The 25,706-nt window shown below is 70.8% G+C and carries 30 protein-coding genes; 23 read left to right on the forward strand and 7 right to left on the reverse strand.

Going from position 1 to position 25,706, the window contains the following annotated elements:
• Positions 1–8 precede the first annotated feature (8 nt).
• The 4 genes from ettA (at position 9) to AB0877_RS29010 (ending at position 3,594) form a co-directional block, all read left to right on the forward strand.
• Positions 9–1,685, forward strand: coding sequence for an energy-dependent translational throttle protein EttA (ettA, locus tag AB0877_RS28995; protein ID WP_366612734.1), 1,677 nt, complete (start codon positions 9–11; stop codon positions 1,683–1,685).
• Positions 1,686–1,697: 12 nt separating this feature from the next.
• Positions 1,698–2,144, forward strand: a complete 447-nt coding sequence (locus AB0877_RS29000; RefSeq protein ID WP_112584127.1) for a thioesterase family protein — start codon at positions 1,698–1,700, stop codon at positions 2,142–2,144.
• The gene (locus AB0877_RS29005; protein ID WP_366612735.1) at positions 2,141–2,878 is read left to right on the forward strand and encodes a hypothetical protein; all 738 of its coding nucleotides are present in this window, start codon (positions 2,141–2,143) and stop codon (positions 2,876–2,878) included. Before AB0877_RS29000 ends, AB0877_RS29005 begins: the two co-directional genes overlap by 4 nt.
• Before the next feature lie 131 nt (positions 2,879–3,009).
• Positions 3,010–3,594: a YbjN domain-containing protein gene (locus tag AB0877_RS29010; RefSeq protein ID WP_357356583.1), complete on the forward strand. Its 585-nt coding sequence runs from the start codon at positions 3,010–3,012 to the stop codon at positions 3,592–3,594.
• Positions 3,595–3,606: 12 nt separating this feature from the next.
• Here the strand turns inward: AB0877_RS29010 and AB0877_RS29015 are convergent, their stop codons facing one another.
• From AB0877_RS29015 to AB0877_RS29025, 3 genes are all read right to left on the reverse strand, one after another.
• Positions 3,607–4,035 (reverse strand): globin, encoded by a 429-nt coding sequence (locus AB0877_RS29015; protein ID WP_366612736.1) that lies wholly within the window; start codon positions 4,033–4,035, stop codon positions 3,607–3,609.
• A gap of 124 nt (positions 4,036–4,159) precedes the next feature.
• Complete coding sequence (locus tag AB0877_RS29020; RefSeq protein ID WP_366612737.1) at positions 4,160–5,545, reverse strand: MFS transporter; 1,386 nt, start codon at positions 5,543–5,545, stop codon at positions 4,160–4,162.
• A gap of 233 nt (positions 5,546–5,778) precedes the next feature.
• Positions 5,779–6,789 (reverse strand): mechanosensitive ion channel family protein, encoded by a 1,011-nt coding sequence (locus AB0877_RS29025; protein ID WP_366612782.1) that lies wholly within the window; start codon positions 6,787–6,789, stop codon positions 5,779–5,781.
• A gap of 123 nt (positions 6,790–6,912) precedes the next feature.
• Between AB0877_RS29025 and AB0877_RS29030 the strand changes: the two genes are divergently transcribed.
• The 3 genes from AB0877_RS29030 (at position 6,913) to AB0877_RS29040 (ending at position 9,030) form a co-directional block, all read left to right on the forward strand.
• Positions 6,913–7,467 (forward strand): hypothetical protein, encoded by a 555-nt coding sequence (locus AB0877_RS29030; RefSeq protein ID WP_366612738.1) that lies wholly within the window; start codon positions 6,913–6,915, stop codon positions 7,465–7,467.
• 150 nt (positions 7,468–7,617) lie between these two features.
• Positions 7,618–8,238, forward strand: a complete 621-nt coding sequence (locus AB0877_RS29035) for a hypothetical protein (protein ID WP_366612739.1) — start codon at positions 7,618–7,620, stop codon at positions 8,236–8,238.
• Between the two features lie 255 nt (positions 8,239–8,493).
• Positions 8,494–9,030: an HNH endonuclease gene (locus AB0877_RS29040; protein ID WP_030333470.1), complete on the forward strand. Its 537-nt coding sequence runs from the start codon at positions 8,494–8,496 to the stop codon at positions 9,028–9,030.
• A 15-nt stretch (positions 9,031–9,045) separates the two neighbouring features.
• Here AB0877_RS29040 and AB0877_RS29045 read toward each other — a convergent pair whose 3' ends face one another.
• Positions 9,046–10,626, reverse strand: coding sequence for a DUF6194 family protein (locus tag AB0877_RS29045; protein ID WP_366612740.1), 1,581 nt, complete (start codon positions 10,624–10,626; stop codon positions 9,046–9,048).
• A 54-nt stretch (positions 10,627–10,680) separates the two neighbouring features.
• Between AB0877_RS29045 and AB0877_RS29050 the strand changes: the two genes are divergently transcribed.
• From AB0877_RS29050 to AB0877_RS29060, 3 genes are all read left to right on the forward strand, one after another.
• Entirely contained in the window at positions 10,681–11,454 is a 774-nt protein-coding gene (locus AB0877_RS29050; RefSeq protein WP_366612741.1) for a MerR family transcriptional regulator, read from the forward strand.
• Positions 11,455–11,533: 79 nt separating this feature from the next.
• Positions 11,534–11,812: a type II toxin-antitoxin system prevent-host-death family antitoxin gene (locus AB0877_RS29055; RefSeq protein WP_366612742.1), complete on the forward strand. Its 279-nt coding sequence runs from the start codon at positions 11,534–11,536 to the stop codon at positions 11,810–11,812.
• Positions 11,809–12,219 carry a type II toxin-antitoxin system VapC family toxin gene (locus AB0877_RS29060; RefSeq protein ID WP_366612743.1) on the forward strand — a complete coding sequence of 137 codons (411 nt, stop codon included), beginning with the start codon at positions 11,809–11,811 and terminating at the stop codon, positions 12,217–12,219. The genes AB0877_RS29055 and AB0877_RS29060 overlap by 4 nt, the downstream gene beginning before the upstream one ends.
• Positions 12,220–12,242: 23 nt before the next feature.
• Here the strand turns inward: AB0877_RS29060 and AB0877_RS29065 are convergent, their stop codons facing one another.
• From AB0877_RS29065 to AB0877_RS29075, 3 genes are all read right to left on the reverse strand, one after another.
• On the reverse strand, positions 12,243–13,079 hold the full coding sequence (locus AB0877_RS29065; RefSeq protein ID WP_366612744.1) for a class F sortase: 837 nt from the start codon (positions 13,077–13,079) through the stop codon (positions 12,243–12,245).
• 12 nt (positions 13,080–13,091) lie between these two features.
• Positions 13,092–13,616 (reverse strand): hypothetical protein, encoded by a 525-nt coding sequence (locus AB0877_RS29070; protein WP_366612745.1) that lies wholly within the window; start codon positions 13,614–13,616, stop codon positions 13,092–13,094.
• A 223-nt stretch (positions 13,617–13,839) separates the two neighbouring features.
• Positions 13,840–14,289 carry an Lrp/AsnC family transcriptional regulator gene (locus AB0877_RS29075; RefSeq protein WP_366612746.1) on the reverse strand — a complete coding sequence of 150 codons (450 nt, stop codon included), beginning with the start codon at positions 14,287–14,289 and terminating at the stop codon, positions 13,840–13,842.
• Positions 14,290–14,436: 147 nt separating this feature from the next.
• On the opposite strand from AB0877_RS29075, the gene AB0877_RS29080 reads away from it, so the two are divergent.
• The 13 genes from AB0877_RS29080 to AB0877_RS29140 are packed head-to-tail and all read left to right on the forward strand — an operon-like array spanning position 14,437 to position 25,703.
• Positions 14,437–15,339: a tryptophan 2,3-dioxygenase family protein gene (locus AB0877_RS29080; protein ID WP_366612783.1), complete on the forward strand. Its 903-nt coding sequence runs from the start codon at positions 14,437–14,439 to the stop codon at positions 15,337–15,339.
• Between the two features lie 14 nt (positions 15,340–15,353).
• Entirely contained in the window at positions 15,354–16,661 is a 1,308-nt protein-coding gene (kynU, locus tag AB0877_RS29085) for a kynureninase (protein ID WP_366612747.1), read from the forward strand.
• Positions 16,658–17,995: an NAD(P)/FAD-dependent oxidoreductase gene (locus AB0877_RS29090; RefSeq protein WP_366612748.1), complete on the forward strand. Its 1,338-nt coding sequence runs from the start codon at positions 16,658–16,660 to the stop codon at positions 17,993–17,995. Before kynU ends, AB0877_RS29090 begins: the two co-directional genes overlap by 4 nt.
• Positions 17,996–18,018: 23 nt before the next feature.
• Complete coding sequence (locus tag AB0877_RS29095) at positions 18,019–19,500, forward strand: 2-hydroxymuconic semialdehyde dehydrogenase (protein ID WP_357223424.1); 1,482 nt, start codon at positions 18,019–18,021, stop codon at positions 19,498–19,500.
• 20 nt (positions 19,501–19,520) lie between these two features.
• The gene (locus AB0877_RS29100) at positions 19,521–20,318 is read left to right on the forward strand and encodes a fumarylacetoacetate hydrolase family protein (protein ID WP_366612749.1); all 798 of its coding nucleotides are present in this window, start codon (positions 19,521–19,523) and stop codon (positions 20,316–20,318) included.
• On the forward strand, positions 20,315–21,250 hold the full coding sequence (locus tag AB0877_RS29105; RefSeq protein WP_366612750.1) for an acetaldehyde dehydrogenase (acetylating): 936 nt from the start codon (positions 20,315–20,317) through the stop codon (positions 21,248–21,250). Before AB0877_RS29100 ends, AB0877_RS29105 begins: the two co-directional genes overlap by 4 nt.
• Positions 21,247–22,311, forward strand: a complete 1,065-nt coding sequence (dmpG, locus tag AB0877_RS29110; protein ID WP_366612751.1) for a 4-hydroxy-2-oxovalerate aldolase — start codon at positions 21,247–21,249, stop codon at positions 22,309–22,311. The genes AB0877_RS29105 and dmpG overlap by 4 nt, the downstream gene beginning before the upstream one ends.
• A complete protein-coding gene (locus AB0877_RS29115; RefSeq protein WP_366612752.1) occupies positions 22,308–23,081 on the forward strand; it encodes a fumarylacetoacetate hydrolase family protein in 774 nt (257 codons plus the stop codon). The genes dmpG and AB0877_RS29115 overlap by 4 nt, the downstream gene beginning before the upstream one ends.
• Positions 23,072–23,500, forward strand: coding sequence for a RidA family protein (locus AB0877_RS29120; RefSeq protein ID WP_366612784.1), 429 nt, complete (start codon positions 23,072–23,074; stop codon positions 23,498–23,500). Before AB0877_RS29115 ends, AB0877_RS29120 begins: the two co-directional genes overlap by 10 nt.
• On the forward strand, positions 23,497–24,021 hold the full coding sequence (locus AB0877_RS29125; protein ID WP_357205430.1) for a 3-hydroxyanthranilate 3,4-dioxygenase: 525 nt from the start codon (positions 23,497–23,499) through the stop codon (positions 24,019–24,021). Before AB0877_RS29120 ends, AB0877_RS29125 begins: the two co-directional genes overlap by 4 nt.
• Complete coding sequence (locus AB0877_RS29130; protein ID WP_366612753.1) at positions 24,021–25,031, forward strand: amidohydrolase family protein; 1,011 nt, start codon at positions 24,021–24,023, stop codon at positions 25,029–25,031. Before AB0877_RS29125 ends, AB0877_RS29130 begins: the two co-directional genes overlap by 1 nt.
• Before the next feature lie 28 nt (positions 25,032–25,059).
• Positions 25,060–25,278 (forward strand): type II toxin-antitoxin system VapB family antitoxin, encoded by a 219-nt coding sequence (locus tag AB0877_RS29135; protein ID WP_366612754.1) that lies wholly within the window; start codon positions 25,060–25,062, stop codon positions 25,276–25,278.
• On the forward strand, positions 25,275–25,703 hold the full coding sequence (locus AB0877_RS29140; RefSeq protein WP_366612755.1) for a PIN domain-containing protein: 429 nt from the start codon (positions 25,275–25,277) through the stop codon (positions 25,701–25,703). Before AB0877_RS29135 ends, AB0877_RS29140 begins: the two co-directional genes overlap by 4 nt.
• Positions 25,704–25,706 lie beyond the last annotated feature (3 nt).

Consider the following 25,706-nt stretch of genomic DNA (forward strand, 5'->3'; position numbering starts at 1 on the left):
CCCGCACCGTGGCCCAGTACATCTACGTCCTGGAAAAGGCGCGCAAGGCGCACGGCGACAAGGTCGTGCTCGACAACGTCACGTTGAGCTTCCTGCCGGGAGCCAAGATCGGTGTGCTCGGTCCGAACGGCGCCGGTAAGTCCAGCCTTCTCAAGATCATGGCAGGGCTGGACAAGCCGAGCAACGGCGAGGCCCGGCTCATGCCCGGCTACACCGTCGGCATGCTCGCCCAGGAGCCCCCGCTCAACGAGGCCAAGACCGTGCTCGGCAACGTCGAGGAGGCGGTCGCCGAGACCAAGGCCAAGCTGGAGCGGTTCAACAAGATCGCCGAGCAGATGGCCACCGACTACTCCGACGAGCTGATGGAGGAGATGGGCAAGCTCCAGGAGGAGCTCGACCACCTCGACGCCTGGGACGTCGACTCCAAGCTCGAACTGGCGATGGACGCGCTGCGCTGCCCGCCGCCGGACGCCGACGTGACCCAGCTCTCCGGTGGTGAGCGTCGCCGGGTGGCCCTCTGCAAGCTGCTGCTGGAGGCGCCCGACCTGCTGCTGCTCGACGAGCCCACCAACCACCTGGACGCGGAGAGCGTCTCCTGGCTGGAGCAGCACCTGGCGAAGTACGCCGGCACGGTCATGGCGATCACCCACGACCGGTACTTCCTCGACAACGTGGCCAACTGGATCCTCGAACTGGACCGTGGCCGGACGTACCCGTACGAGGGCAACTACTCCACCTACCTGGAGAAGAAGGCCGCCCGGCTGGCCGTCGAGGGTCGCCGCGACGCCAAGATGAAGAAGCGCCTCACCGAGGAGCTGGAGTGGGTCCGCTCCAACGCCAAGGCCCGCCAGACCAAGTCCAAGGCCCGCCTCGACCGGTACGACGAGATGGCCACCGAGGCGGAGAAGACCCGCAAGCTGGACTTCGAGGAGATCCAGATCCCGCCGGGCCCGCGCCTGGGCAGCACGGTGATCGAGGCGAACAACCTCAGCAAGGGCTTCGGGGACCGGCTGCTGATCAACAACCTGTCGTTCTCGCTGCCGCGCAACGGCATCGTCGGCATCATCGGCCCCAACGGCGTCGGCAAGACCACGCTGTTCAAGACCATCGTCGGGCTGGAGGAGCCGACCGCCGGCGAGGTCCGGGTCGGCCCCACCGTCTCGCTGTCGTACGTCGACCAGAACCGTGAGGGCCTCAACGGCGACAAGACCGTCTGGGAGGTCGTCTCCGACGGGCTGGACTACCTGATGGTGGGCAAGGTCGAGATGCCGTCGCGGGCGTACATCGCCGCGTTCGGCTTCAAGGGCCCGGACCAGCAGAAGCCGACCAAGGTGCTCTCCGGCGGCGAGCGCAACCGGCTCAACCTGGCGCTGACCCTGAAGATCGGCGGCAACGTCATCCTGCTCGACGAGCCGACGAACGACCTGGACGTGGAGACGCTGTCCAGCCTGGAGAACGCCCTGCTGGAGTTCCCCGGCTGCGCCGTGGTCATCTCCCACGACCGGATGTTCCTGGACCGCGTCGCCACGCACATCCTGGCCTGGGAGGGCGACGACCAGGACCCGTCCAAGTGGTTCTGGTTCGAGGGCAACTTCGAGGCGTACGAGAAGAACAAGATCGACCGCCTCGGCGCGGAGGCTGCCCGGCCGCACCGGGTGACCTACCGCAAGCTGACCCGCGACTGACCGGCCGAGAAGGTGTCTGACCGCTTCGTCTACCACTGCACCCTGCGCTGGTCCGACCTGGACGCGTACGGCCACGTCAACAACTCGCGCTTCCTCACCCTGTACGAGGAGGCGCGGGTGGCGTTGATGTTCGCCGGCGGCCGGGCCTGGGGCGTCGGCTCGTTCGCCGACGGTGTGGTGATCCGCCGGCACGAGGTCGACTACCTGCGCCCGGTCGACTACGCGCTCGGCCGGGCCACCGCGGAGGCCGCCCCCACAGTGCGGATCGAGCTGTGGGTGGAGGAGATCCGGGCCTCCCGGTTCACCGTCGCCTACGAGCTGTACGACGGTGAGGTGCTGGCCAGCCGGGCCCGGTCGGTGCTGGTGCCGTTCGACCTGACCCGTCAGGTGCCCCGGCGGATCACCACTGAGGAACGGGACTTCCTGCTCACGTACGCGCCGCAGGGCGGGGTGGCGTGACCCGGCCGGGCACCGCCGAGCCGGGCCGGACGGCGGCGCCCACCCACGGTGTCGATCAGGTGGCGGACGCGGGCGCCTTCCTGGCCCGGCTGGTCCGGTTGGATCCGGTCGCACCGGTCCGGCTGCGGCCGGCCGGCGCACCGGGCCGGATCGCCCTGTGGGCCCGGCTGCCGTGGCAGGTCCTGGTGGTCCGCACCGTTGCCGGTGGGCCGGCTGACGGCGTCGCGGAGGACGTCACTGTGGCCGCTTCGGAGCTGCTGGCCGAGCTGGAGCGGAGCGGCGCGACCCTGCCGACCCGCCGGGACGCTCAGTGGCGGTGGCCGCTGCCGCCGGCGCGGAGCCGCCAGGTGGAGACGCTGCCCGCCGCCGACCTGCGACGGATCGCCGACGCGGCGGCGGGCACCCTGCGGACGGCGAGCGAGCAGGGCGTGGCCGGCCGTGCCGTGGGCCAGCGGGCCCTGCGTGACGCGTTGCTCGACCACGTGGCGGTGTTGATCACCCCCGACGGGGCGCCCGACGAGCCGGTCGAGGTGCCGCAGCGGCTGGTGCAGGGGGTGGTCCGGATGGGCTTCCTCGGTGCCGCCCGGGGCTCGGCTGCCGGCGAGGGCGGGGACGCCGTTCAGGTGCGGGTGGCCGGTCGTTGGGTGGGCCTGGTGGGACCGCACGGAGCGGCGTGGTTGCAGAAGGCGACGGATCTTGCCGTGACACCCCTGAGCGCTCGTCCGAACGGATGATCCCGGGTCATTCTTCTGGTCAGGGGCGGTCGTTGGGGGGGTGCTTCAACCCGGCTGTCCGGGTACCGTCCATCCTCGGATCCAACGCACCGTAGGCGACTGGATCCGCTGGGGAGTGAGGTGCGCGAGCGATGCCGTGGTGGTCATGGCGCCCCGGTCCCGCCGACGGCGGCGAACCGGAAACCCGAAGCGGGATCACAGTCGATAGCGCGGTCCGGATCGGGCCGCCCAGTCCTCGCCAGCCGGGGGACGACTGCCCGTCCAACGAGCGGCCCGTGCTGACCGAGATGCCCGCCACCGTCGAGCCGGTGAGTCTGCGCCGGGTCTGCGACGCGCTCGATCTGCTCGACGTGCGATACCTGGCCGACGGCGACGGTAACCTGCTGGCGATGTGGGAGCGGCACGCGGTGCTGGTCACCCTCGAAGGGCCGGAGGACGAGATCCTGGTCATGCGGGCACGCCCGCACGCCACGGTCCCGCCGGACTGGGCCGACCGGGCGTACCGGGTGGTCAACGAGTGGAACCACACCCGCCGGTTCTGCAAGGCGTACATCGGTGACCCGACCGAGCGCGGTCAGCTACCGATCTACGCCGAGCTTCAGGTGCCCCTGGGCGCCGGCACCCACGACGCGCTCCTGGTCGAGATGCTCGACTGCGGCGCGGCGGTCGCCACCAGCTTCGTGGACTGGCTGCACGACGAGGGCGCGCTGCTCTGACGCCGCTGCGGGTCAGCCGGCGTTGGCCGGGTCGTCCTCGACGTTGACCATGAAGTACGCGGCCCGCTCCAGGTAGTCCCAGAGGGTGACGGCGATCTCCGGCTCAAGGTCGAGCCGGTCCACGGCGCGGCGCATGTTGCGCAGCCAGGCGTCCCGTTCGGCCGCTCCGATCCGGAACGGCGCGTGGCGCATCCGCAGCCGAGGGTGCCCCCGCTGAGCGGAGTACGTGTTCGGCCCACCCCAGTACTGCATGAGGAACAGGGTCATCCGGTCCGCGGCCGGGCCCAGGTCCTCCTCCGGGTACATGGGTCGCAGCAGGGGGTCGGTGGCGATCCCGGCGTAGAACTCGTCGACCAGCTTGCGGAAGGTGGGTTCGCCGCCGACCGCTTCGAAGAGGGTCATCGACGCACCGGAACGGTCGGATTCACCTGCGGAAGTCACAGTTCCATCCTGCCAGGTGCGTCCGGCGTCGACCCGACCCGCAGGGCGTGCGTCGGATCACGCCGGGTCGACAAGCCCGAATATGGGCACTCGGCCGGCTCGGGTGGCGGTCGGTTTCGACGGGTCAGGTGACAGCGTGCCGGCGGTGGCCGTCACCGGTGTGCGGGTTGGACCTGCCGTCCACCGGGCGGTCGTCGGCGGGGTCGCCGAGGCTGGAGGGCGGTGGATCGGCGTTGGCCAACGACGCGGCAGTGATCGCGTCGTCGACCGTCTGCCGGTCCGGCCACCGCAGCGTGGCCACCGTCATCAGCAGCACCCCGGCTGCGCTCCAGACCCCCACCACGACCGGAATGGGGAACCGTTCGGAGAGCATTCCGGTGACCAGAACCGCGAGGCCCTGGATGACCTGGATGCCGGTGGCCATCACCCCGAAGGCGCGGGCTCGGAAGCCGTTGGGGAGCGCCTGGACGAACAACCCGTTGGCCATCGGCATCATGCCGGCGACCGCGAACCCGCAGAGCGCGGCGAGCAGTGCCACCACCAGCGGCGGGGGGTCGAGCAGCACCGGTACGAGCACCAACGGGGCGAGCACCGCGAGCGGCCGCATCAGCTTCAGTCGGCGAGCCGGCCCGAACAGGCGACTCACCAGCAACCCACCGAGGATGAAGCCGATCGGGTTCGCCACCATGATCGCCGCCTGTGCGGTGCCCGCGCTCACCGCGCCGCGGCTCTCCTCGTTGGCCCAGGCCGCGGCCAGACCCTCGGGAACGATCGAGAAGAGCATCGAGCTGAACACCAGCACCGCGATGGCCCGCAGCACCGGTGTGCGGAACACGATGCCGAACCCCTGCCGAGTCTCCCGCAGCAGGTGGCTGCGGTGCTCCGGGTTCATCACCGCCGGACGGTCGCGCACCCCGAGGCGGACCAGCAGCGCCGAGAGACCGAACGTGACCGCGTTGAACAGCAGCGCCGCCTCCGGGTCGACCGCGGCGACAGCGGCGCCGAAGACGTACCCGATGACCTGGGCGGCCTGCCCGACACTGCCGTTCAGCGACAGCCCCAGCACCAGTCGGTCCCCGGTGAGCAACTGCGGGATCAGCGCGGACTTCGCCGCCTGACTCGGCGGGTTGGCAAGCGTGGCGGCGAAGATGAGCACCAGCACCGCCTGGTACGGCAGGCCCGGAATGGCGATCAGCAGCATCAGCGCCATCCGGATGAGGTCGCATGCCACCATCACCCGTCGGAACGGGTACCGCTCCGCGAGTGCGGCGAGCACGGGACCACCGAGCAGCCAGGGGAGGAAGCTGACCGCGAAGGCAGTCGCGGAGAGCGCCACGGACCGGGTCTGCTGATAGACGAGCAGGGTGACGGCGGCCTTCGCGACGTAGTCGCCGACCCAGGAGAGAGCGCCGGCCACGAACACGGCCCGGAACTCGTGCTGGCCGAAGACGTCGCGAAATGTGGCGGGGCCTTCCGCGGAAGGTCGCTCGTCAGGCACCGTCGCCTCCATCGGCCCCGGCTCGGCCGCTCGTGGCAGCCCGGCCGGAAGCACTCGTCAGATCTACGGATCAGCGAGGTTGTGATCACGCTTCGGTGGTAACGCGTGCTCCGGATTCTGCCCGATCGTCTGACAAGTAGCTAGGTCGAACGGGTCGTTCGTCGCCTCCCCGACTGAACGAACGGACGATACCCGAGGGGCCGGCCGGATCGCGACCCCTGAATTGCCGGACTATGTCGGCGATGTCAGGTAGCGCCGCCCTGACCCGTCTCGCCCTCGGACAACGGCCGGGTCGACAGCCCGGGATAGATGCGGGCCGCAGCGATCTGCGCGGTGATCCCCGAATTCTCCAACGCCTCGGCGAGACGCCGACGCAGTTCCCGGCCCACCGCGAACTGCCCGTCAGCGGTCGTCTTCACCACGGTGCGGATGACAGCGCCGTCCACAGTCACCTGCTCGACACCCAGCACCTCGGGCGCCTCCACGATCTCCGGTGACAGCTCCGGGTCCACCGCGACCGAGGCCGCCGCGGTCCGTAGCACCGCTGTGGCCTCCTCGGTGCTGTTGAAGCCGATCGGCAGGTCCACCACCACGAGGGCCCAACCCTGGCTCTTGTTGCCCACCCGGATGATCTCGCCGTTGCGGATGTACCAGAGCACGCCCCGGCCGTCGCGCACCGTGGTGACCCGCAGGCCGACCGACTCGACCACGCCCATCGCCTCGCCCAGGTCGACGTTGTCGCCCACGCCGTACTGGTCCTCGATCAGCATGAAGAGGCCGGCGATCAGGTCCTTCACCAGGCTCTGCGCGCCGAAGCCCAGCGCCACACCGGCGATCCCCGCGCTGGCCAGCAGCGGGGCCAGGTCGAAACTGAACTCCCGCAGGATCATCAGCAGCGCGATGCCGAAGACGAACGCGGTGGTGAGGCTGCGTAGCACCGACCCGATCGCCTCGGCCCGCTGCCTCCGTCGCTCGGGCACGAACTCTGCCGGGTCGACCGCGGCGGTGGGTACCCGCTCGCGCAGCGGCCGGAGCATCGTCGGCACCGCGCCGTCGGTGGTCGTCCGGACCAACCGGTTGATCGTCCGGTGCAGCGCCCAGCGGGCCACCATCGCCAGGGCCAGGATCAGCAGCACCCGAAGCGGTTTGAGCAGGATCCAGTAACTGCCCTCGGCGAACCAGGACGACCCGGTGATCCGGTAGATCCACTCGCAGGAGGTGCTGCCCTGGCAGCTCACCGAGACGGCGTCGGACAGGGCTAGGGGCGTCACGCTGGCGGCACTCACTATGTCTTCGTACCGCAAGGGGCCCGAGCGTCCGCCGCCGACCCACCGGCCGGCGGACCGGCGTGGCGAGCACGGCGACGGAAGAGGTGGAGCGTGCGTATCGACCCGATGGGGCGCAGGGGCCGGGACCGGGTCTTCTACGGCAGCGCCGATCGCTGGATCGGACGGCTGCTCCTGCTGGGCGTCGTGGTGGCGGTGCCGAAGGAGATGTCCGAGCCGACCCTGGCCGGGCTGCCGTTCGACGTCGCCGCCGCGGGCTTCTTCGCGGTCATGGGCTGGTTCTGTTTCCGGCTCGGCTTCCGGCTAGGGCTGACGGCCCGGCTCGACCACTTCGAGGTGGTCAACCCGCTGACCGTCGAACGCATCGCCTACCGCGACGTGACGTCGATAGATCTCGACCTCATCTCGGTCCGCCTCACCCTGGCCTCCGGCAGGAAGGTCCGGGCCTGGGGTCTGTCCGACTCGCTGCAGAGCACCGCGGGATCGAAGGGGCAGGACCTGGTCGACCGCCTCGGTGTGATCGTCGCCGAGCGGCAGGCCGCCGACGGCCCGCGCCACACCCGCAGTCGATTTCCGGACTGGTGGGTGCCGATCGCGCTGTTCGTGCTCTTCTCGGCTGCGATCGGCTACCGCCTGTCGGTGCGGTGACACCCGGCGCGGCGCACGACGAAACCGGTGTGAAGCAACCTGGCCGAAGCGGCGGGTTCGGCATGGGTGAGCCGTGAACTCCAAAGCTGCGTGACAGGTCCGGCTGGACCTGCCGTGCGGGTCTGTGCCGGCGCTTGGCAGGCTGGAGGCGTGTCTGCGGAGGTGCATGGGGACTACTTCTGGACGTTTGACCTTGCTGCCACGGACCACGTCGTGCGACGCCGGGCGCTTGCTCGGCACCAAGCGTTGGTTGCGGCTGCCCGCGAGGGCCTGCGCGGGTGGAACGCGCCGGAGGCCATCGCGTTGTACAGGAGACGAACGATCCATGGGCCCGTCAACACATTCCTGGACTCGGCCCCCCATGACGGTACGGAGGCGTTGTGGGCACCGTTCGCGGTGCTGTACCTGCGGTGGGAGGCGGACTATCCGACCGAGTGGGGAGTGCCTGAGTCGCGGATGCATTCCCCCTGGGCAACCAAGGACGTGCTCCTGCGACGGTTCGAGCGCGGCGGCCTGCCGGAAGGTACTCGGCCTGACATCGCAGAGTTGGTCCTCTCAGCGCTGAGGCGACCCTATCGATGCAAAGACTGGATGTACGCCCGGCTGGTCCCACGTCTTGACCCGTCGTTCCTCGACAGGGTCGCCGCGCTGACCACGGCAGACGAGCCGTTGGTCCGGCTCCGGGCACAGTTCGTCCTCGAGGCGGCCGAGAGCCCCGAGCGGCGGGTCACCCGTGTCAGCTGGCAGCGTTGGCTGAGCGGAAGCAGCTGACTCGGCGTCCTCGACTCCGCCGTGCCACCGGCAGGGATCACCGAGGTGCCCAGGCCAGGCCAGCATGACGATCCGCCCGGTTGCGGATGATCCTCATACCCCATGCGGGATTAGTACGTGCAATCCGGGGTCCGATCAGGGACTATTGGCGCAACGGACGTCGGTGATCGGCCCGGCGTCGACCGTGTGGGCCCCTGTGCCCGGCCCCGGTCGACGGCGGTCCCCAGCAGCCGCTGAACCGGGAGGGTGAGCGCGATGCCTGACATACGACCCACGGTGGGCTCCGGCGCGTTGGTCCTCAACGCCACCTACGAGCCGCTGTGTGTCGTGTCGGTGCGTCGCGCCGCGATCCTCGTCCTTTCCGCCAAGGCGGTCTGCGTCGCCGACGGGGACGGCATCCTGCACAGCGCCCGGGACGCGCTCCCGGTGCCGTCCGTGGTCCGGCTGACGCGCTTCGTCCGGGTGCCGTACCGGACGCATGTCGGGCTGTCCCGTCGGGCGATCTTCGCCCGGGACGGGTGGCGGTGCGCCTACTGCCGGGGCCCGGCCGAGACCATCGACCACGTCTTTCCGCGCAGCCGGGGTGGCCGGCACGCCTGGGAGAACGTGGTCGCCGCGTGTGCCCGGTGCAACCACACGAAGGGCGACAAGACCCCGGCCGAGATGGGCTGGCGGTTACACGCGTTGCCGGCCGCCCCGAAGGGCACCGCCTGGCGGGTGCTGGGCCACCGCGCTCCCGACCCCCGCTGGGCCGACTGGCTGGACCTGCGGGAGCCCGAGGCAGCCGCCTGACTCCGGTCGGTCGCGCTACTCGGCGGTCCGTCGCGCCGCACGCTCGCGGCGACGCACGGCACGGTCGTACGCGACCGTCAGCAGCCGGTCCACCTCGGGCAGCAGGTGCGGACCGGGCATGACGATGCTGGCGAAGCCGTACTGTGCGTAGCCCGGGTGCGGTGCGAGGCTGTCCAGCCGGGCGAAGTCGTACTCGTGCCGGTGCTCCTCGAACGCCTTGGGCGGGAAGCCGAACAGCCGCTCGAACTCGGCCCGGCCCAGGTCCAGGTTGAGGCGGAAGACGCCGGGGCGGTCGAGCTGTGCGGCCTCGTCGAAGCCGGGCACGTCCTGCTCGACGATGGTGGCGAACGGCTGGCGGCGGTCCGGACCGACGAAGAAGAACCGGTCGCCCCAGGCCGCCTCGGGCGATCCGTTCTCGTTGCTCGCCACGAGCTGCTCGACCTCGGGCAGCGCGGCGATGCGATCGGCAAGCACGGCCGGGTCGACACCGGTCGGGACGTGCAGGACCGCGTCGGCGTTCTCGATGGCGGCCCGGTCCAGCGGGAAGTAGCGGTGGTCGTGCGTGCGCAACTCGGCCGCTTCGATGTCGGACGTCGACAGATACCGGGGAAGGCTGTTCTCCTGCTGGAGTCGGCCCTCGTAGGTGTCGGCGGCCGGTGGCCCGATGCCGAGTGCCGGGCTCGCGCCGAGGCTGCCGGCGATCACGGCGTACCGGTCGCCCAGCACCGACGCGATGATCGCGCCGGCGCCGGCCCATGACACCCGCGTGCCGGCCAGCGTCATGGTGCTCGGGTGGCGCTGAAGGTGCGTGTTGTGCGCGAAGACGAGTGTGGGCCCGCGATGTGCCTCCACCGATCGGATCGCCAGCAGGTTCTCGGCCATCAACGCGTCCCGGACTCCGGCCAGGCGGCCGAAGCGTTCCTCCTGGCCCAGCGGCGCGGCGGCCGCGGCGTGATAGCGCAGCAAGGCCACAGCAGCTGTAGCGTGCACGAACGCCGCCTGCCAGCCCGCCGACCTCCACGGCGCGCGCAGGTACAGCTCGGTCAGCAGGTCGTCGGCGAGCACCCGCAGTCGCTGGGCGTCGGTGGAGCGCCCGACCGATCGGCCCGGTTCCCAGATCGCGGCCGTCTCACTCCACCGTGCCTCGTCCCCGATCAGGTCGTCGATCTCGGTGACCCGGTCCAGGTCGAGGAACTGGCAGACCTGGTTGAGGTGGTGGCGGGGGCTCGGGGCGCTCTCCAACTCGACCGGGGCGTCGAAGCCGTGGAATGTCAGCCGTTCGGCGACGGGCCGCCGGGCGTTCCACTCCCGCATCCGCAGCAGGAGGTCACGGTTGGCCGGGGCGGCCCCGAACCCGTGGCTGAACCCTTCGGCGAGCGCGCGGTCGAGCGTCACGGCCGCGACGCCCCGCACGAACTCGTCGGCGATCAACCCGGCCGTCCGGTCGCTCTCCAGGGCGATCGAGCGGTAGCCGTGCTCGGCCAGCGACAGAAATGCCTCGTTGCGGAGTTGGAGGAAGGCGGGCTCACCGTGGGTCGGTTCGCCGAACCCGAGCAGCTCAGGGGTAACCGCCAGCAGGTCGAGAAAAGGTGGCATTCCATGAACCGTATCGTTGAATCAGCGGTTGAGACTTACGAGCGATGGAGCGCGGTGACAGCCACAAAACCTTCAAACCCGGGGGTACGCCGGCCGGTCGACCTCGCGCGCGCCCACGGTCTCTCCGCGCAGGCCGTGCGCAACTACGAACGAGACGGCGTCCTGCCCCCGGCCCAGCGCACGCCGAGCGGCTACCGTCGCTTCACCGAACTGCACGTCAAGGCGCTGCGTGCCTACCTTGCGTTGATCCCGGGCCACGGCTATGCGGCCAGCGGCGAGATCATGCGGGCCGTCAACCGGGGCGAGATCGACACGGCGTTGCGCACCATCGACCAGGGGCACGCGCTGCTCCAGCGCGATCGGGAGACCCTGGACGCGGTCGAGGCGGCGGTGGTGACGCTCACCGGAACGAGACCGCAACCGCAGGGCCAGAAAGCCGTGCCGATCAGCGTGCTGGCTCACCGGCTCGGTCTGCGGGCGGCCACGCTGCGCACATGGGAGCGGGCCGGGGTGCTGCGACCGGTACGTGATCCGGTCACCCACTACCGGCTCTACCGTCCCGACGACGTCCGGGACGCCGAACTGGCCCACCTGTTGCGCCGCGGTGGCTACCGGCTCGACCACATCGCGGGCGTGCTGCGTCGAGTGCGCGACGCCGGTGGTGCCGACCCGCTCGCCGCCTCGCTGCGTCGGTGGCGGCAACGGCTCACCGAGCGAGGCCGGGCCATGCTCACCGGGGCCGCCCGGCTCGCCGAGTACGTCGACGCCGGTCAACCGCCGGAACGAGCCTTGACCAGTGAGGCGAAGACCACCACGTTGTCCGCGTAGCCGGTCTCGCCGCCGACCCACTGGCCGCCGTCGTTTGAACGGACTCGGAATGTAGAACATTTAGTTCTACACTAACTCCATGGAGCGCATCGGGGTTCGAGAGCTGAACCAGAACACGAGTCAGGTGCTGGCTCGGGTGAGCGGCGGGGAAACGGTCGAGATCACCGATCGCGGGCATCCGATCGCCCGACTGGTTCCGGTCAATGACGACAGGTCGGTGCTGGCCAAGCTTGTCGCGGCAGGTCGGGCTGTCGCTCCAACCGGCGGCGGTCCTGTTCCGCTTCCGCCCAAGCTCGGCGCTGAGGATGTGGACGCTTCTGCCGCCCTCGCCGAGATGCGCGACGAGGAGCGCTGGTGATCTATCTCGACTCTGCCGCGGTCGTCAAGCTTGTTCGTCAGGAGGCGTGCAGCGCTGACCTCGTCGCCTGGCTCAACGACTACGGCGACGTCCCGCTGGTTTCCTCAGCCCTCGTCGAGGTTGAAGTGCCCAGAGCGTTGCGCCGATCAGCCCCGCAAGCGCTGATCGGCGTTCCGGCGGCCGTCGGGCGCCTCTTCCGGCTGGAGATCGACGGCACTGTCCGCGCGACCGCAGCCGCTTTCGCCGAGCCCACGCTACGCAGCCTCGACGCCATCCACCTTGCCACAGCCCAGGTGCTGACAAACGAGTCCGGAGCGGCGCTCATCGCATTCGTCAGTTACGACCGGCGACTGCTCGAGTGCGCGAAGGCCGCAGGGTTGCCCGTGGCAAGCCCAGGGCAGAACTGACCCCGGTGCCGATCTGCCCGACCTCACCCTGACCGCTCCTTGACCAGTGAGGCGAAGACCACCACGTTGTCCGCGTAGCCGGTCTCGCCGCCGACCCACTGGCCGCCGCAGGTGATCAGTCGGAGGCTCGGGCGGCTGAAGTCGCCGTACACCTCGTCCACCGGCAGTTGGTCCTTGTCGAACTTCTCCACCGAGTTGACCTCGAAGACCGCCACGCGCTGGTCGGTGCGGGTGACCTCGATCTCGTCACCGGAGCGCAGCTCGCGGAGTTTGTGGAAGACGGCCGGCCCGCTGGTGGTGTCGACGTGCCCGACGATCACGGCTGGACCGTACTGGCCCGGGGTGGGCCCCTGGTCGTACCAGCCGGCCTCCTGGGCGCGGGCCGCGTCCGGCACGGCGATCGTGCCGTCCGGGGCGATGCCCACGTCGTGTACGGGCGCCCGTACGTCGATCTTGTCGATGGCGAGGCTGGTCGGGTCGCTGGCCGGCAGCACCGGGAACTTCTTCGGCGGCGGTCGCAGTCCGGCGCTGAGCCGATCCGGCAGCAGGCTCATCCCGGTCACCTGCTCGACGCCGAGCATCGCCACGATCAGCACCATCAGCGCGGCGATGGCCAGCACCGGCAACCCGGGGCTCGTAACGAACCGGTGGCGAGTCGACGACGGCCCGGCCGGACGTCGCGGCGGCAGCGGACGGGCGGCCGGATCGGTGGTGGTGACGCTCGCCGAAACGGCCTGCCCGGCGACCCGGCGCAGCCGTCCGGTGACGCGGACCACCAGCCGGCCGGACGCGCGCAGCGCCGGCCCGGCCCGGAGGCGGGCGCGGCGGTCCGGCCGCGCCCGCGCGGATCTGCGGGTCATGGGTGATCCGGCTCAGGAGCCGGCTCCCGGTCGACGTCGACCACCGGCCATCCCGAGCACGATCGCGGTGGCCACCAACGCCACGCCACCGAAGACCAGCAGTGAGCCCGTCCCGCGCCCGCCGGCCATTCCACCGCCACCGGTCGCCGGGCCCTTGCTGGGTGAGGCCATGTTCAGCACGGTCAGCGTGGTCGACGACGTCTGTCCGTTGTCACACCGCAGGTCGACCGGGTACTGATCGGCCGGTTTGTCGCGCGGAATGCTGGCCTGCGCGGTGAGGAAGCCCTTGTCGGGCCTCAACGTCACGGACCCGAACGCGTCGGAGTGCACGCTGGACTGCCTGTTGTTGTTGTCGTTGTCGCAGCTCGCCTTGATGCTGACCCGGCTGCCGGCCTGGACGCTGTTGGGTGTCACCTCGACGAAGACGTTCTCGCCGGCTCGCGCCGGTGCGACCGACAACAGGACGAACGCCCCGACCAGCCCCACCAGTGTCAGTGCGGACGAGAGCGCGCGGTTGATCGTGCGGACTGCCTGCATGATTTCCCCCCAACCGGCGACGACCGCCGGAACCCTCCCCTGGGCACGCGCGCTGCTTTCCCCCCACCCCGAAGCCAAACCCGCCCACGCCCCACCCCACCCCGACCCCCACCCCCGCGATCTTGCACTTTCTGCACCGACAAATGCCCGCACAAAGGACATATCGGCAACAGGAACTGCAAGATCGACGCGGGAGGGAGGGAGGGCGCGGGAGGGCGGGGGGTTAGTGGGGTGGGTGGGGGAGGGGGGTGACGGGGTGCCAGTTCAGGGGGGAGGAGAGGACCATCGTGCTTGACGGTTGGCCGTACGGGGCGAGACGGTCGATGACCCCCTCGAACGCGCCGATCGAGCCGGCCGCCACCTTCAGCACGCTGCACGCGTCCCCGGTGATCCGGTGGATCTCCAGGATCTCCGGCCACTCGGCCACGGCGGGGTCGTGCAGGATGCACCGCGCGCCGTAGCAGGACATCCGGATCAGCGCGACCACGGTGCGGCCGGCGCGGCTCAGGTCGACGTGGGCGTGGTAGCCGGTGACGATCCCGGCCTCCTCCAGCCGACGGACCCGCTCCGCGACCGACGGTGGCGACAGGTGCACCCGTCGGGACAACTCGCTGAAGGAGAGCCGCGCGTCGGCCTGCAACTCACGCAGCAGCGCCCAGTCCATGTCGTCCACGCTTAGACCTTACTTTCGTGAACCGACTTCGCCTAGTTGCCTTTGGTTCGCCACGAGAAGTCGGCGGACGCCGTTGATTCGGCATTCCGCAGGCCGATCCGACCGCGAGATCATGACGTCGGCCAGTCCGGGGAGGGAGAAGAGATGGTGGATCAGACGGAGCGGCGGGCGCCGAACCGCCGTGCCACGGTGCGACCGGTGACCCCCGGGCAGCGTGTCGCGCAGGCGGAGCGCACCGGTGGTGAACCGACGCTGGAGTTCGCCGACATGGTGCCGTACGACGCGTACGTGCAGGCCAGCGCTCTGCACAAGATGCAGCACCCGCTCAGCAGCGACCCGGGCGAGATGTCCTTCCTGATGGTCAGCCAGATCATGGAGCTGTACTTCGGGTTGACCTGCCACGAGCTGCGCGAGACCCAGCGGCTGATCCGCGCCGACCAGATCTGGGAGGCGTTGGCCCCGCTGGGCCGAGCCAAGCTGCACCTGGAGGGGCTCAACGCCGCCTGGCAGGGCCTGCGCTGGATGAGCCCGGCCGACTTCAACCGGTTCCGCAATCTGCTCGGTGAGGCCTCCGGCTTCCAGTCGGCGATGTACCGGCAGTTGGAGTTCCTGCTCGGGCTGCGCGACCCGACGCTGATCCGCCCGTTCCGCCGGCAGGTCGAGGTGCATGCCGAGCTGAGCGCCGCGCTGACCACCCCGAGCCTCTGGGACGACGTACTCGCGTTGCTCGCCCGGCGCGGCTTCGACCTCCCCGCCGACCTGCTCGACCGGGACGTGGCCGTCGAACACGACCCGCACCCATTGGTGGAGGCGGCCTGGGTGCGCATCTACGACGACGCCAGCCCGGACAATCACCTGCGGCTGCTCGGCGAGGCGCTGAGCGCTGTCGCCGAGGAGTTCGGCGACTGGCGCTGGAATCACGTCAAGGCGGTGCAGCGGACGATGGGCGCCAAGGTCGGCAGCGGAGGCTCCGCCGGCCTGGCGTGGTTGCAGCGCAGCATGGCCCGGGTGGTCTTCCCGGAGCTATGGTCGGCCCGCACCGCGATGTGACCGGAGAGCGAGACATGCGAACCCCAGAACACGAAGCGCACCGCCTCGCCGGCGGCGAGGCCGAAGCGCACCGCCGTGACGAGACCGATCCCGGTCACCGGCACCTGTTCCACGTGCCGCCGGCCGACGGCGGCGACCACCCCGAGTCGGCGTACCTAGCCGGCAACTCGCTCGGTCTGCAACCTCGGGCCACCCGCGACGAACTCCTGGCCGACCTGGACGCCTGGGGGCGACTCGGCGTGGAGGGGCACCTGGAGGCGCAACGCCCCTGGCTGCCGTACCACGAGTTGTTGACCGGGCCGGCCGCGCGACTGGTCGGCGCCCGGCCCGCGGAGGCCGTGGTGATGAACTCGCTCACCGTCAACCTGCACCTGCTGATGGTGAGTTTCTACCGACCGGCCGGCGCGCGCACCCGCATCGTCATCGAGGACGCCGCGTTCCCCTCGGACAGCTACGCCGTGCGCAGCCAGGCCCGGTTCCACGGCCTGGACCCGGACGACACAGTGGTCCGGTTGCGTCCGCGCGCGGGTGAGGACGCCCTGCGTACCGAGGACGTGACCGACTACCTGGCCGCCGAGGGCGACCGGGTGGCGCTGCTGCTGCTCGGCGGGGTCAACTACCTCACCGGTGAGCTGCTGGACATCCCGGCGATCACGGCTGCCGGCCGGGCCGCCGGTGCGGTGGTCGGTTGGGACCTGGCCCACGCGGTCGGCAACGTGCCGTTGGCCCTGCACGACTGGGACGTCGACTTCGCCGCGTGGTGCTCCTACAAGTACCTGAACTCCGGCCCGGGTGCCCTCGCTGGCGTCTTCGTGCACGAGCGTCACCTCGGCGACGAGAACCTGCCCCGGTTCGAGGGGTGGTGGAGCACGGCGGCGGCCACCCGGTTCGAGATGACGCCGGTGTCCCGACCACCGGCCACCGTGGAGGCATGGCAGATCTCCAACCCGCCGATCTTCGCGATGGGCCCGGTGCGTACCTCGCTGGAGCTGTTCGACGCGGTGGGGATGACCGCGCTGCGTGAGCGCAGCCAGCGCCTCACCGGCTGGCTGGAGTCACTGCTCGACGAGGTGACCGACGGCCGGCCGCTGCGGGTGGTCACCCCGCGTGACCCGGCCCGTCGAGGCTGCCAGCTCTCCGTGCGCATCGGGTCGGGCAGCGCCGCCGAGCTGACCAAACGCCTACGGTACGAACACGGGGTCATCGCCGACGCCCGCGAACCCGACGTCGTGCGGTTCGCCCCGGTGCCGCTGTACTCCACGTACCTCGACTGCTGGCGGGCCGCCGCGGCGCTCGCCGCGACGGTGGGGGTGACTGCGTGACCGCGCGGCGTGACGAGATCGCGATCATCGGCGCCGGGCTGGCCGGCTGTCTGGCCGCCTGCTTCCTGGCCCGGCGTGGCTACCCGGTGGCCCTCTACGAGCGCCGCTCCGACCCGCGCGCTGGCACCGCCGAACGCGGTCGTTCGATCAACCTGGCGCTCTCCGAGCGCGGCCTGGACGCGTTGCGCCGCATCGGGCTGGCCGAGCAGGTGATGACCGACGCGCTGCCGATGCGCGGCCGGATGATCCACCCGGTCGAGGGCGGGCAGCAGTTCCAGTCGTACAGCGCGACCGGCGACCGGGCGATCAACTCGATCAGCCGGGGCGCGCTGAACAACGCCCTGCTGGACGAGGCCGCCGCGCTGCCGGGAGTGCGGGTCGTCTTCGACCACCGGCTCGTCGGGCTCGACCCGATCGACGGTGCCCTGAGCTTCGAGACCCCGCAGGGCCCGGTCGCGGCCAAGGCGTCGGTCGTGCTCGGCGCCGACGGCGCCGGCTCCGCGGTGCGTGGGCAACTGCTGGCGTACGGGCTGCTCGACGAGAGCGTGGACTTCCTCGACTACGGCTACAAGGAGCTGACGATCCCGCCGCTGGGCGGGGACTTCGCCCTGGAGGAGGACGCGCTGCACATCTGGCCGTGTGGCACCTCGATGATGATCGCGCTGCCGAACCCGGACCGCTCCTTCACCTGCACGCTGTTCTGGCCCAACGACGGTGCTGGCAGCTTCGCCTCGCTGACCAGCCCGGCGGAGATCGAACGGCACTTCACCGAGCACTACCCGGACGTCGTCGCGCTGGCCCCGAACCTGGTCGACGACTACCAGCACAACCCGGTGGGCGTGCTCGGCACCGTGCGCTGCACCCCGTGGCAGGTCAGCGGAAAGGTCGCCCTGCTCGGCGACGCGGCGCACGCCATCGTGCCGTTCTACGGCCAGGGCGCCAACTGCGCCTTCGAGGACGTGGTGGAGCTGGACCGCTGCCTGGACGAGTGCGCCGACGACTGGTTGACCGCGCTGCCGCTGTTCCAGCGGCGTCGACAGGAGAACGCCGAGGCCATCGCGACGATGGCGCTGACCAACTTCGTGGAGATGCGCGACAAGGTCGCCTCCCCGGTCTTCCAGGCCCGACGGCGGGTGGAGCACGCGCTGGAACGGGCTCTGCCCGGCCGGTACGTTTCCCAGTACGAGCTGGTGTCGTTCTCCACCACCCCGTACGCCGAGGTGCGCCGCCGGGTGCGCCATCAGCACCTGGTGCTCGGGGCGGTCGTCGGCGGAGCCGCGCTGCTGCTGGTCGGCGCGATCGGCGCGGCGCTGGGTCGAGGGAGGCGCGCATGACCGGCACCTGGGATCCGCGGCTGATGGCCGGCCACGCGCCGAGTGGTCCGCAGCGGTTGCGCAACTTCGTCGCCGGTGAGTTCGTCGACGGCGGGAACCCGTTCGCCAAGGCCAGCCCGGTCACCGGGGAGCAGGTCTTCGAGGTCGACGAGGCATCGCAGTCGACAGTGGACGATGCGGTGGCCGCCGCCCGTGCGGCGCTGCGCGGGCCGTGGGGCCGGATGGGGGAGCGCGAGCGCGCCGAGGTCCTGCGCCGCGTCGCCGACGAGCTGGAGCGCCGCTTCGACGACCTGGTCACCGCCGAGGTCGCCGACACCGGCAAATCCATCGCCCAGGCCCGCACCCTGGACATCCCGCGCGGCGCGGCGAACTTCCGCGCGTTCGCGGAGATCGTGGCGACCGCCCCCACCGAATCGTTCACCACCGTCACCCCGACCGGCGGTCGGGCACTCAACTACGCGCTGCGCAAGCCGGTCGGCGTGGTCGCGGTCATCGTGCCGTGGAACCTGCCGTTGCTGCTGCTCACCTGGAAGGTTGCTCCGGCGCTGGCCTGCGGCAACGCCGTCGTGGTCAAGCCCAGCGAGGAGACTCCCGCCTCGGCGACGGTGCTCGCCGAGGTGATGGCCGCCGCCGGCGTACCGGCCGGTGTGTTCAACCTGGTGCACGGCTTCGGGCCGGACTCGGCGGGCGAGTTCCTCACCCGCCACCCGGGCGTCGACGCGATCACCTTCACCGGCGAGTCGGCCACCGGCGGCGCGATCATGCGGGCCGCCGCCGACGGGGTGAAGGCGGTGAGCTTCGAACTGGGCGGCAAGAACGCCGGCCTGGTCTTCGCCGACGCCGACCTGGACGCCGCGGTGGCCGGCTCGGTGCGGTCCAGCTTCACCAACGGCGGTCAGGTGTGCCTCTGCACCGAGCGCATCTACGTGCAGCGGCCGGTCTTCGAGGAGTTCACCGCCCGACTGGCGAAGCGGGCCGGCGAGCTGGCGTACGGCTGGCCGACCGACGAGGCGACCGCCACCATGCCGCTGATCTCCCACCAGCACCGGGCGAAGGTGCTCGGCGCGTACGAGCTGGCCCGGTCCGAGGGCGCCGAGGTGCTCACCGGCGGCGGTACGCCCACCTTCGGCGACACCCGCGACGGCGGGTCGTACGTGCAGCCGACGGTGCTCACCGGGCTCGGTCCGGACGCCCGCACCAACCGCGAGGAGATCTTCGGCCCGGTGGTGCACGTCGCGCCGTTCGACACCGAGGACGAGGCGTACGCCCTCGCCAACGGCACCGAGTACGGCCTGGCGGCGACCGTGTGGACCCGGGACGTGGGCGTCGCGCACCGAGCCGGTGCCCGGCTCGACGCCGGCATCGTCTGGGTCAACACCTGGTTCCTGCGGGACCTGCGTACCCCGTTCGGCGGGGTGAAGGCGTCCGGGATCGGTCGCGAGGGCGGCGTGCACTCGCTGAACTTCTACTCCGAACTCACGAACGTCTGCGTGGACCTGTCGTGAGCCGTAGCGAGGGAGCGGGCATGGAAGCTGACATCGAGGCCGCCAACCGGGAGCTGACCGACGCCCGCGGCACCGGCAAGCCGTGCGCGCCGCTTCGGGGCCGGCTGCTGCCGGAAGGCGACGTCGAGGCCGCGTACCGCGTGCAGCAACTCCAGGCGCGGGCCTGGCAGGGCCGCGGCGAACGCCGGGTCGGCGCGAAGATCGGGCTGACGTCCCGGGCGGTGCAGGAGACCTTCGGGGTGTTCCAACCGGATTTCGGCATGTTGACCGACGCCATGGCCGTCGGCGACGGGGTCGAGGTGCCCATCGACCGGCTGCTCCAGCCTCGGGTCGAGGCGGAGATCGCGTTCGTGCTCGACAGGGACCTTCCGAACCCGCAGCTCACCACCGTCGACCTGATCCGCGCGGTCGACCACGTGCTGCCGGCGATCGAGATCGTCGACTCCCGGATCGCCGCCTGGGACATCTCCATCGTGGACACGGTCGCCGACAACGCCTCCAGCGGGCTCTTCGTGCTCGGCACCACGCCGCGCCGGCTCGCCGACGTGGACCTGCGACTGTGCGGGATGGTGCTGGAGCACGCCGGCGAGCCGGTCTCGGTGGGTGCGGGCGCCGCCTGCCTGGGCAACCCGCTGCACGCCCTGCTGTGGCTGGCCGGCACCCTCGCCCGCGCCGGTGACCCGCTGCGTGCCGGGGACGTGGTGCTCTCCGGCGCGCTCGGCCCGATGGTGCCGGTCACCCCCGGCGCCGCGTACGAGGCCCGGATCTCCGGGCTGGGTTCGGTGCGCACATCCTTCAGCGACAGGGGCGGCCAGTGACCACCAACGTGGCGGTACTCGGTTCCGGGAACATCGGTACCGATCTGATGATCAAGGTGTTGCGGCTGAGCGACAGCCTGCGCGTGGTGGCGATGGCCGGCATCGACCCGGCCTCCGACGGCCTGGCGCGTGCTCGCCGCCTCGGCGTCGCCACCACCGCCGACGGCGTGGACGGGCTCGTCGCGTTGCCCGAGTTCGCCGACGTCGAGTTGGTGTTCGACGCCACCTCGGCCGGCGCGCACCGACGCCATGACGAGGTGCTGCGCGCGCTCGGCCGGACGGTGGTCGACCTGACCCCGGCCGCGATCGGCCCGTACGTGGTGCCGCCGGTCAACCTCGACGAGCATCTGCACCAGCCCAACGTCAACATGGTGACCTGCGGCGGACAGGCGACCGTGCCGATCGTCGCCGCGGTCCGCCGGGTCACCCCGGTGGCGTACGGGGAGATCGTCGCCTCGATCGCGTCGAAGTCCGCCGGGCCGGGAACCCGGGCCAACATCGACGAGTTCACCGAGACCACGGCCCGCGCCATCGAGGTGGTGGGCGGTGCCGAGCGGGGCAAGGCGATCATCGTGCTGAACCCGGCGGACCCGCCGCTGCTGATGCGGGACACCGTCTACTGCCTCTGCCCGGACGCCGACGCCGACACCGACGCGATCGCCGCCTCGGTGGCGGACATGGTGGCGACCGTGCAGGAGTACGTCCCCGGCTACCGGCTCAAGCAGGACGTGCAGTTCGACCGGGTCGACGCGTACCTGCCGACGCTCGGCCGGCGGCTCACCGCTCTTCAGGTGTCGGTCTTCCTGGAGGTCTCCGGCGCCGGGCACTACCTGCCCGCGTACGCCGGGAACCTGGACATCATGACCTCCGCCGCGCTGCGCACCGCGGAGCGGCTGGTCGCCCTGCGTTCCTCGGAGGTGGCCGCGCCATGACCGACCTTTACATCCAGGACGTGACGCTGCGCGACGGCATGCACGCCGTCGCCCACCAGTACACAGTCGACCAGGTACGCACCATCGCCGCCGCGCTGGACGCCGCCGGGGTGGCCGCGATCGAGGTGGCGCACGGTGACGGGCTCGCCGGTTCCAGCGTGAACTACGGCCACGGCGCGGCCAGTGACGCGGAGTGGATCTCCGCGGCGGCCGAGGTGCTGACCACGGCGAAGCTGACCACGCTGCTGCTGCCCGGGATCGGCACGATCGCCGACCTGAAGGCGGCGAAGGCGCTCGGGGTGACCAGCGTGCGCATCGCCACCCACTGCACCGAGGCGGACATCAGCGCCCAGCACATCTCCTGGGCCCGGGAGAACGGCATGGACGTCGCCGGGTTCCTGATGATGTCGCACATGTTCGATCCGGCCGGGTTGGCCGGGCAGGCCAAGCTGATGGAGTCGTACGGGGCGCACTGCGTCTACGTCACCGACTCCGGCGGTCGGCTGCTGATGTCCGACGTGGCGCAGCGGGTCGACGCGTACCGGCAGGTCCTCGCCCCGGAGACGCAGATCGGCATCCACGCGCACCACAACCTGTCACTCGGGGTGGCCAACAGCGTGCTCGCCGTCGAGCACGGGCGGGTCACCGGGTCCGCGCCGGTCGGCCCCGACGCGGCGCACGGTCGGACGGTCCGTGTGGACGCCTCCCTCGCCGGCATGGGCGCGGGCGCCGGCAACGCGCCGCTGGAGGTCTTCGTCGCGGTCGCCGAGCTGCACGGCTGGAAGCACGGCTGCGACGTGTTCGCGCTGATGGACGCCGCCGACGACATCGTCCGCCCGTTGCAGGACCGGCCGGTCCAGGTGGACCGGGAAACCCTCTCCCTGGGGTACGCGGGTGTCTACTCCAGCTTCCTGCGGCACGCCGAGCGGGCCTCCACGAAGTACGGCGTGGACGTCCGGTCGATCCTGGTCGAGCTGGGCCGCCGCCGGATGGTCGGCGGCCAGGAGGACATGATCGTGGACGTGGCCCTCGACCTGGCCGACAAGGAGCAACAGTCATGATCGGACCGGACATCGTCGGGATCGCCGAGAAGCTGGGCACGGCTGCCGACACGGCCACCGCGATCCCGCAGCTCGCCGCCGAGACCGGCCTCGACGTGGACACCGCGTACGCCGTGCAGGCCGCGCTGCTGCAACGCCGGCTGGACGCCGGTGAGCGGTTGGTCGGGCTGAAGATGGGGCTGACCAGCAGGGCGAAGATGGCCCAGGTCGGCGTGGACGAGGTGATCTGGGGGCGGCTCACCAACGCGATGCGGGTGCCCGACGGCGGTGCCGTCGACCCGGCCGCGTACATCCATCCCCGGGTCGAGCCGGAGGTGGCCTTCCTGCTGGACCGGCTGCCCGAGCCGGGCGAGCCGGTCGGCGACTTCGCCACGGCGGTCCGCGCGGTCGCCCCGGCCATCGAGTTGATCGACTCTCGGTACGCGGACTTTCGTTTCTCGTTGCCCGACGTGGTCGCGGACAACACCTCGGCCGCCGCCTTCGTGATCGGGCCGTGGTCGCCGGTGCCGGCGGGGCTGGACAACCTGGGCGTGCTGCTGGAGGTCGACGGGCGGGTGGCGCAGGTCGGTTCGACGGCGGCGATCCTCGGTGATCCGCGCCGGGCGCTCGACGAGGGCATTCGGTTGGCGGGCCGGCACGGAGTGCGGTTGGAGTCCGGTTGGGTCTTCCTGGCCGGTGCCGCCACCGCCGCTGTTCCGTTGCGTCCCGGCGCCCACGTCCGCGCCGTCGTCGAGAAGCTCGGCACCGCCTCGCTGCGGGCATCGTCGTGACCGCCCGGGTGGTGGCCGGGAAGGCCGTCCCGCGGGGGGCCTTCCCGCACGTCAAGGTCGCCGGTGGGTTCGTCTTCGTCTCCGGTACGTCGTCGCGGCGCGCGGACAACACCTTCGCCGGCGTCGAGGTGGACGGGTTCGGCACCACCAACCTCGACATCCGGGTGCAGACGCGGGCCGTCATCGAGAACGTGCGGGATCTGCTGCGTTCGGTCGGCGCGGACCTCACCGACCTGGTGCAGGTGACGTCCTACCTGGTCAGCATGAACGACTTCGGTGGTTACAACGAGGTGTGGGCCGAGTTCTTCGACGCCTCCGGACCGACCCGTACGACGGTGGCGGTGCACCAGCTCCCGCACCCGCACCTGCTGATCGAAATCCAGGCCGTGGCCCTTCTTCCCTCGGGAGGTCAGTCGTGAGTGAGATCGCCGAGCCGTTCAGCTTTCCGGGCTGGATCGCCGACAACCAGCACCTGTTGAAGCCCCCGGTGGGCAACAAGGAGATGTTCCCCGGCGGCGACGACTTCATCGTGATGGTGGTGGGTGGGCCCAACCAGCGCACCGATTTCCACGTGGACCCGTACGAGGAGTTCTTCTACCAGGTCAAGGGCAACATGCACATCAACCTGGTCACCCCGGAAGGGCCGCGTACCGTGCACGTGCGCGAGGGGCAGATGTGGATGTTGCCGCGCAACACCCCGCACTCGCCGCAGCGGCCGGAGGCCGGGTCGATCGGCATGGTCGTCGAGCGGGTCCGTGAGGAGGGCACCTTGGAGACGTTCCAGTGGTACTGCCCGGAGTGCGGCGACAAGGTGCACGAGGTCGAGTTGCAGGTCCGCGACATCGCCGCCGATCTGCCGCCGGTGTTCCAGGCGTTCTATGCCGACGAGTCGGCGCGTACCTGTGCCAACTGCGGCACCCTGCACCCGGGCAAGGGCTGATGCCCGCAGGCGTGGTCGACGTGCACACGCACGTCGTACCGAAGGGTTGGCCGGACCTTGGCGCGGCGTGCGGCGGGTCCGACTGGCCGTGGTTGCGGGTCGACTCCGAGCGCGCCGCCATGATCATGGTGGGGGAGGCGGAGTTCCGCCCGGTCGGCGCGGAGTGCTGGGACGCGTCGCGCCGACTGGCCGACATGGACGCCGACGGCGTGGCCGTGCAGGTGGTCTCGCCCACCCCGGTCTTCTTCAGCTACGACCGCCCGGCCGACCAGGCGGTGAAGGTCGCCCGGATCTTCAACGACCTGACCCTGGAGGTCACCGCGGCCGGGGGCGACCGATTGGTGCCGTTCTGCCAGGTGCCGCTCCAGGACCCGGATGCCGCCTGCGCCGAGCTGGACCGCAGCCTCGCCGCCGGGCACGTGGGCGTGGAGATCGGCAACCACGTCGGCGACCGGGACCTGGACGACGCCGGTGTGGTCACCTTCCTCCAGCACTGCGCCGAGGTGGGCGCACCCGTCTTCGTCCACCCGTGGGACATGCCGGGCGGGCCACGACTGGACCGTTGGATGGCCCGCTGGCTCACCGGGATGCCCGCCGAGACGCACCTGTCGGTGCTGGCGATGATCCTCGGCGGTGTCTTCGACCGGGTGCCCGAGACGCTGCGGATCTGTTTCGCGCACGGCGGCGGCAGTTTCCCGTTCTGGCTCGGCCGCGCCGACAACGCCTGGCACCGCCGTGGGGACCTGGTCCGGGGCGCGTCCGCCGGCCCGCCCAGCAGCTACCTCGACCGGTTCAGCGTCGACTCGGTGGTCTTCGCGCCGCCCGCCCTGCGGCTGCTGGTCGACACCCTGGGGGAGGATCGGGTGCTGGTCGGCAGCGACTACCCGTACCCGCTGGGCGAGCGGCCGGCCGGCGCGGTGGTGCACGGGGCCGACTTTCTCACCGACGCCCAGCGCGACAAGCTCCTGTCCACCAACGCCCTGCGCTTCCTCGGCCAGTCGCGTATATAGAAATCGGGTTAGCGTATATAGTCGGGCCATGAAGACCCTCGTTGACCTGGATGATGAGCTGCTCGAACGTGCCCGCCGAGAGCTGGGCACCAAGACCAAGAAAGACACCATCCACGCGGCACTTCGGCTCGTCGCCGAACGAAGTGAGCGCCTGGAGGCCATCCGGGAGTTGCTCTCGATCGATCGTGACTGGACCGGTCTCCTCGACGACGACAAGACGCCGCGAGGCGAGCAGGACGCCGCGTGAACCCCCCAGCCGGCCTGTACGTCATCGACACCTCCGCATGGGGGCGTCTTCGTCAACCAGTAGTCGGCAAACGGATCAGAATCCTGCTTGAGGAGCGGCTCGCTGCGACCTGCGTGCCGCTCGACCTGGAGGACGGGAGGAGCGCTCGCGACTTCCGTGACGCGATGGCAGTGCGTGCTCGCCGCGCGGAGCTGATGGTCGACCTTCCGATCACCCCGGCCGTCGCCACCCGGGCCCGTGACCTGCAGTTGGCGCTGACAGCCCGCGGCCACCATCGGGCGGCCAGCCCCGTCGACGTCCTGGTCGCGGCGGCCGCTGCCGAATACTCCGCGACCGTCCTGCATTACGACCGGGATTTCGACCTGATCAGTGACGTCGGTGGGCCTCGCAGTGAATGGGTGGCGCCGGCGGGCACGCTGGACTGACGG

It is taken from the genome of Micromonospora sp. NPDC047644 (assembly GCF_040704315.1).
GTDB lineage: Bacteria > Actinomycetota > Actinomycetes > Mycobacteriales > Micromonosporaceae > Micromonospora.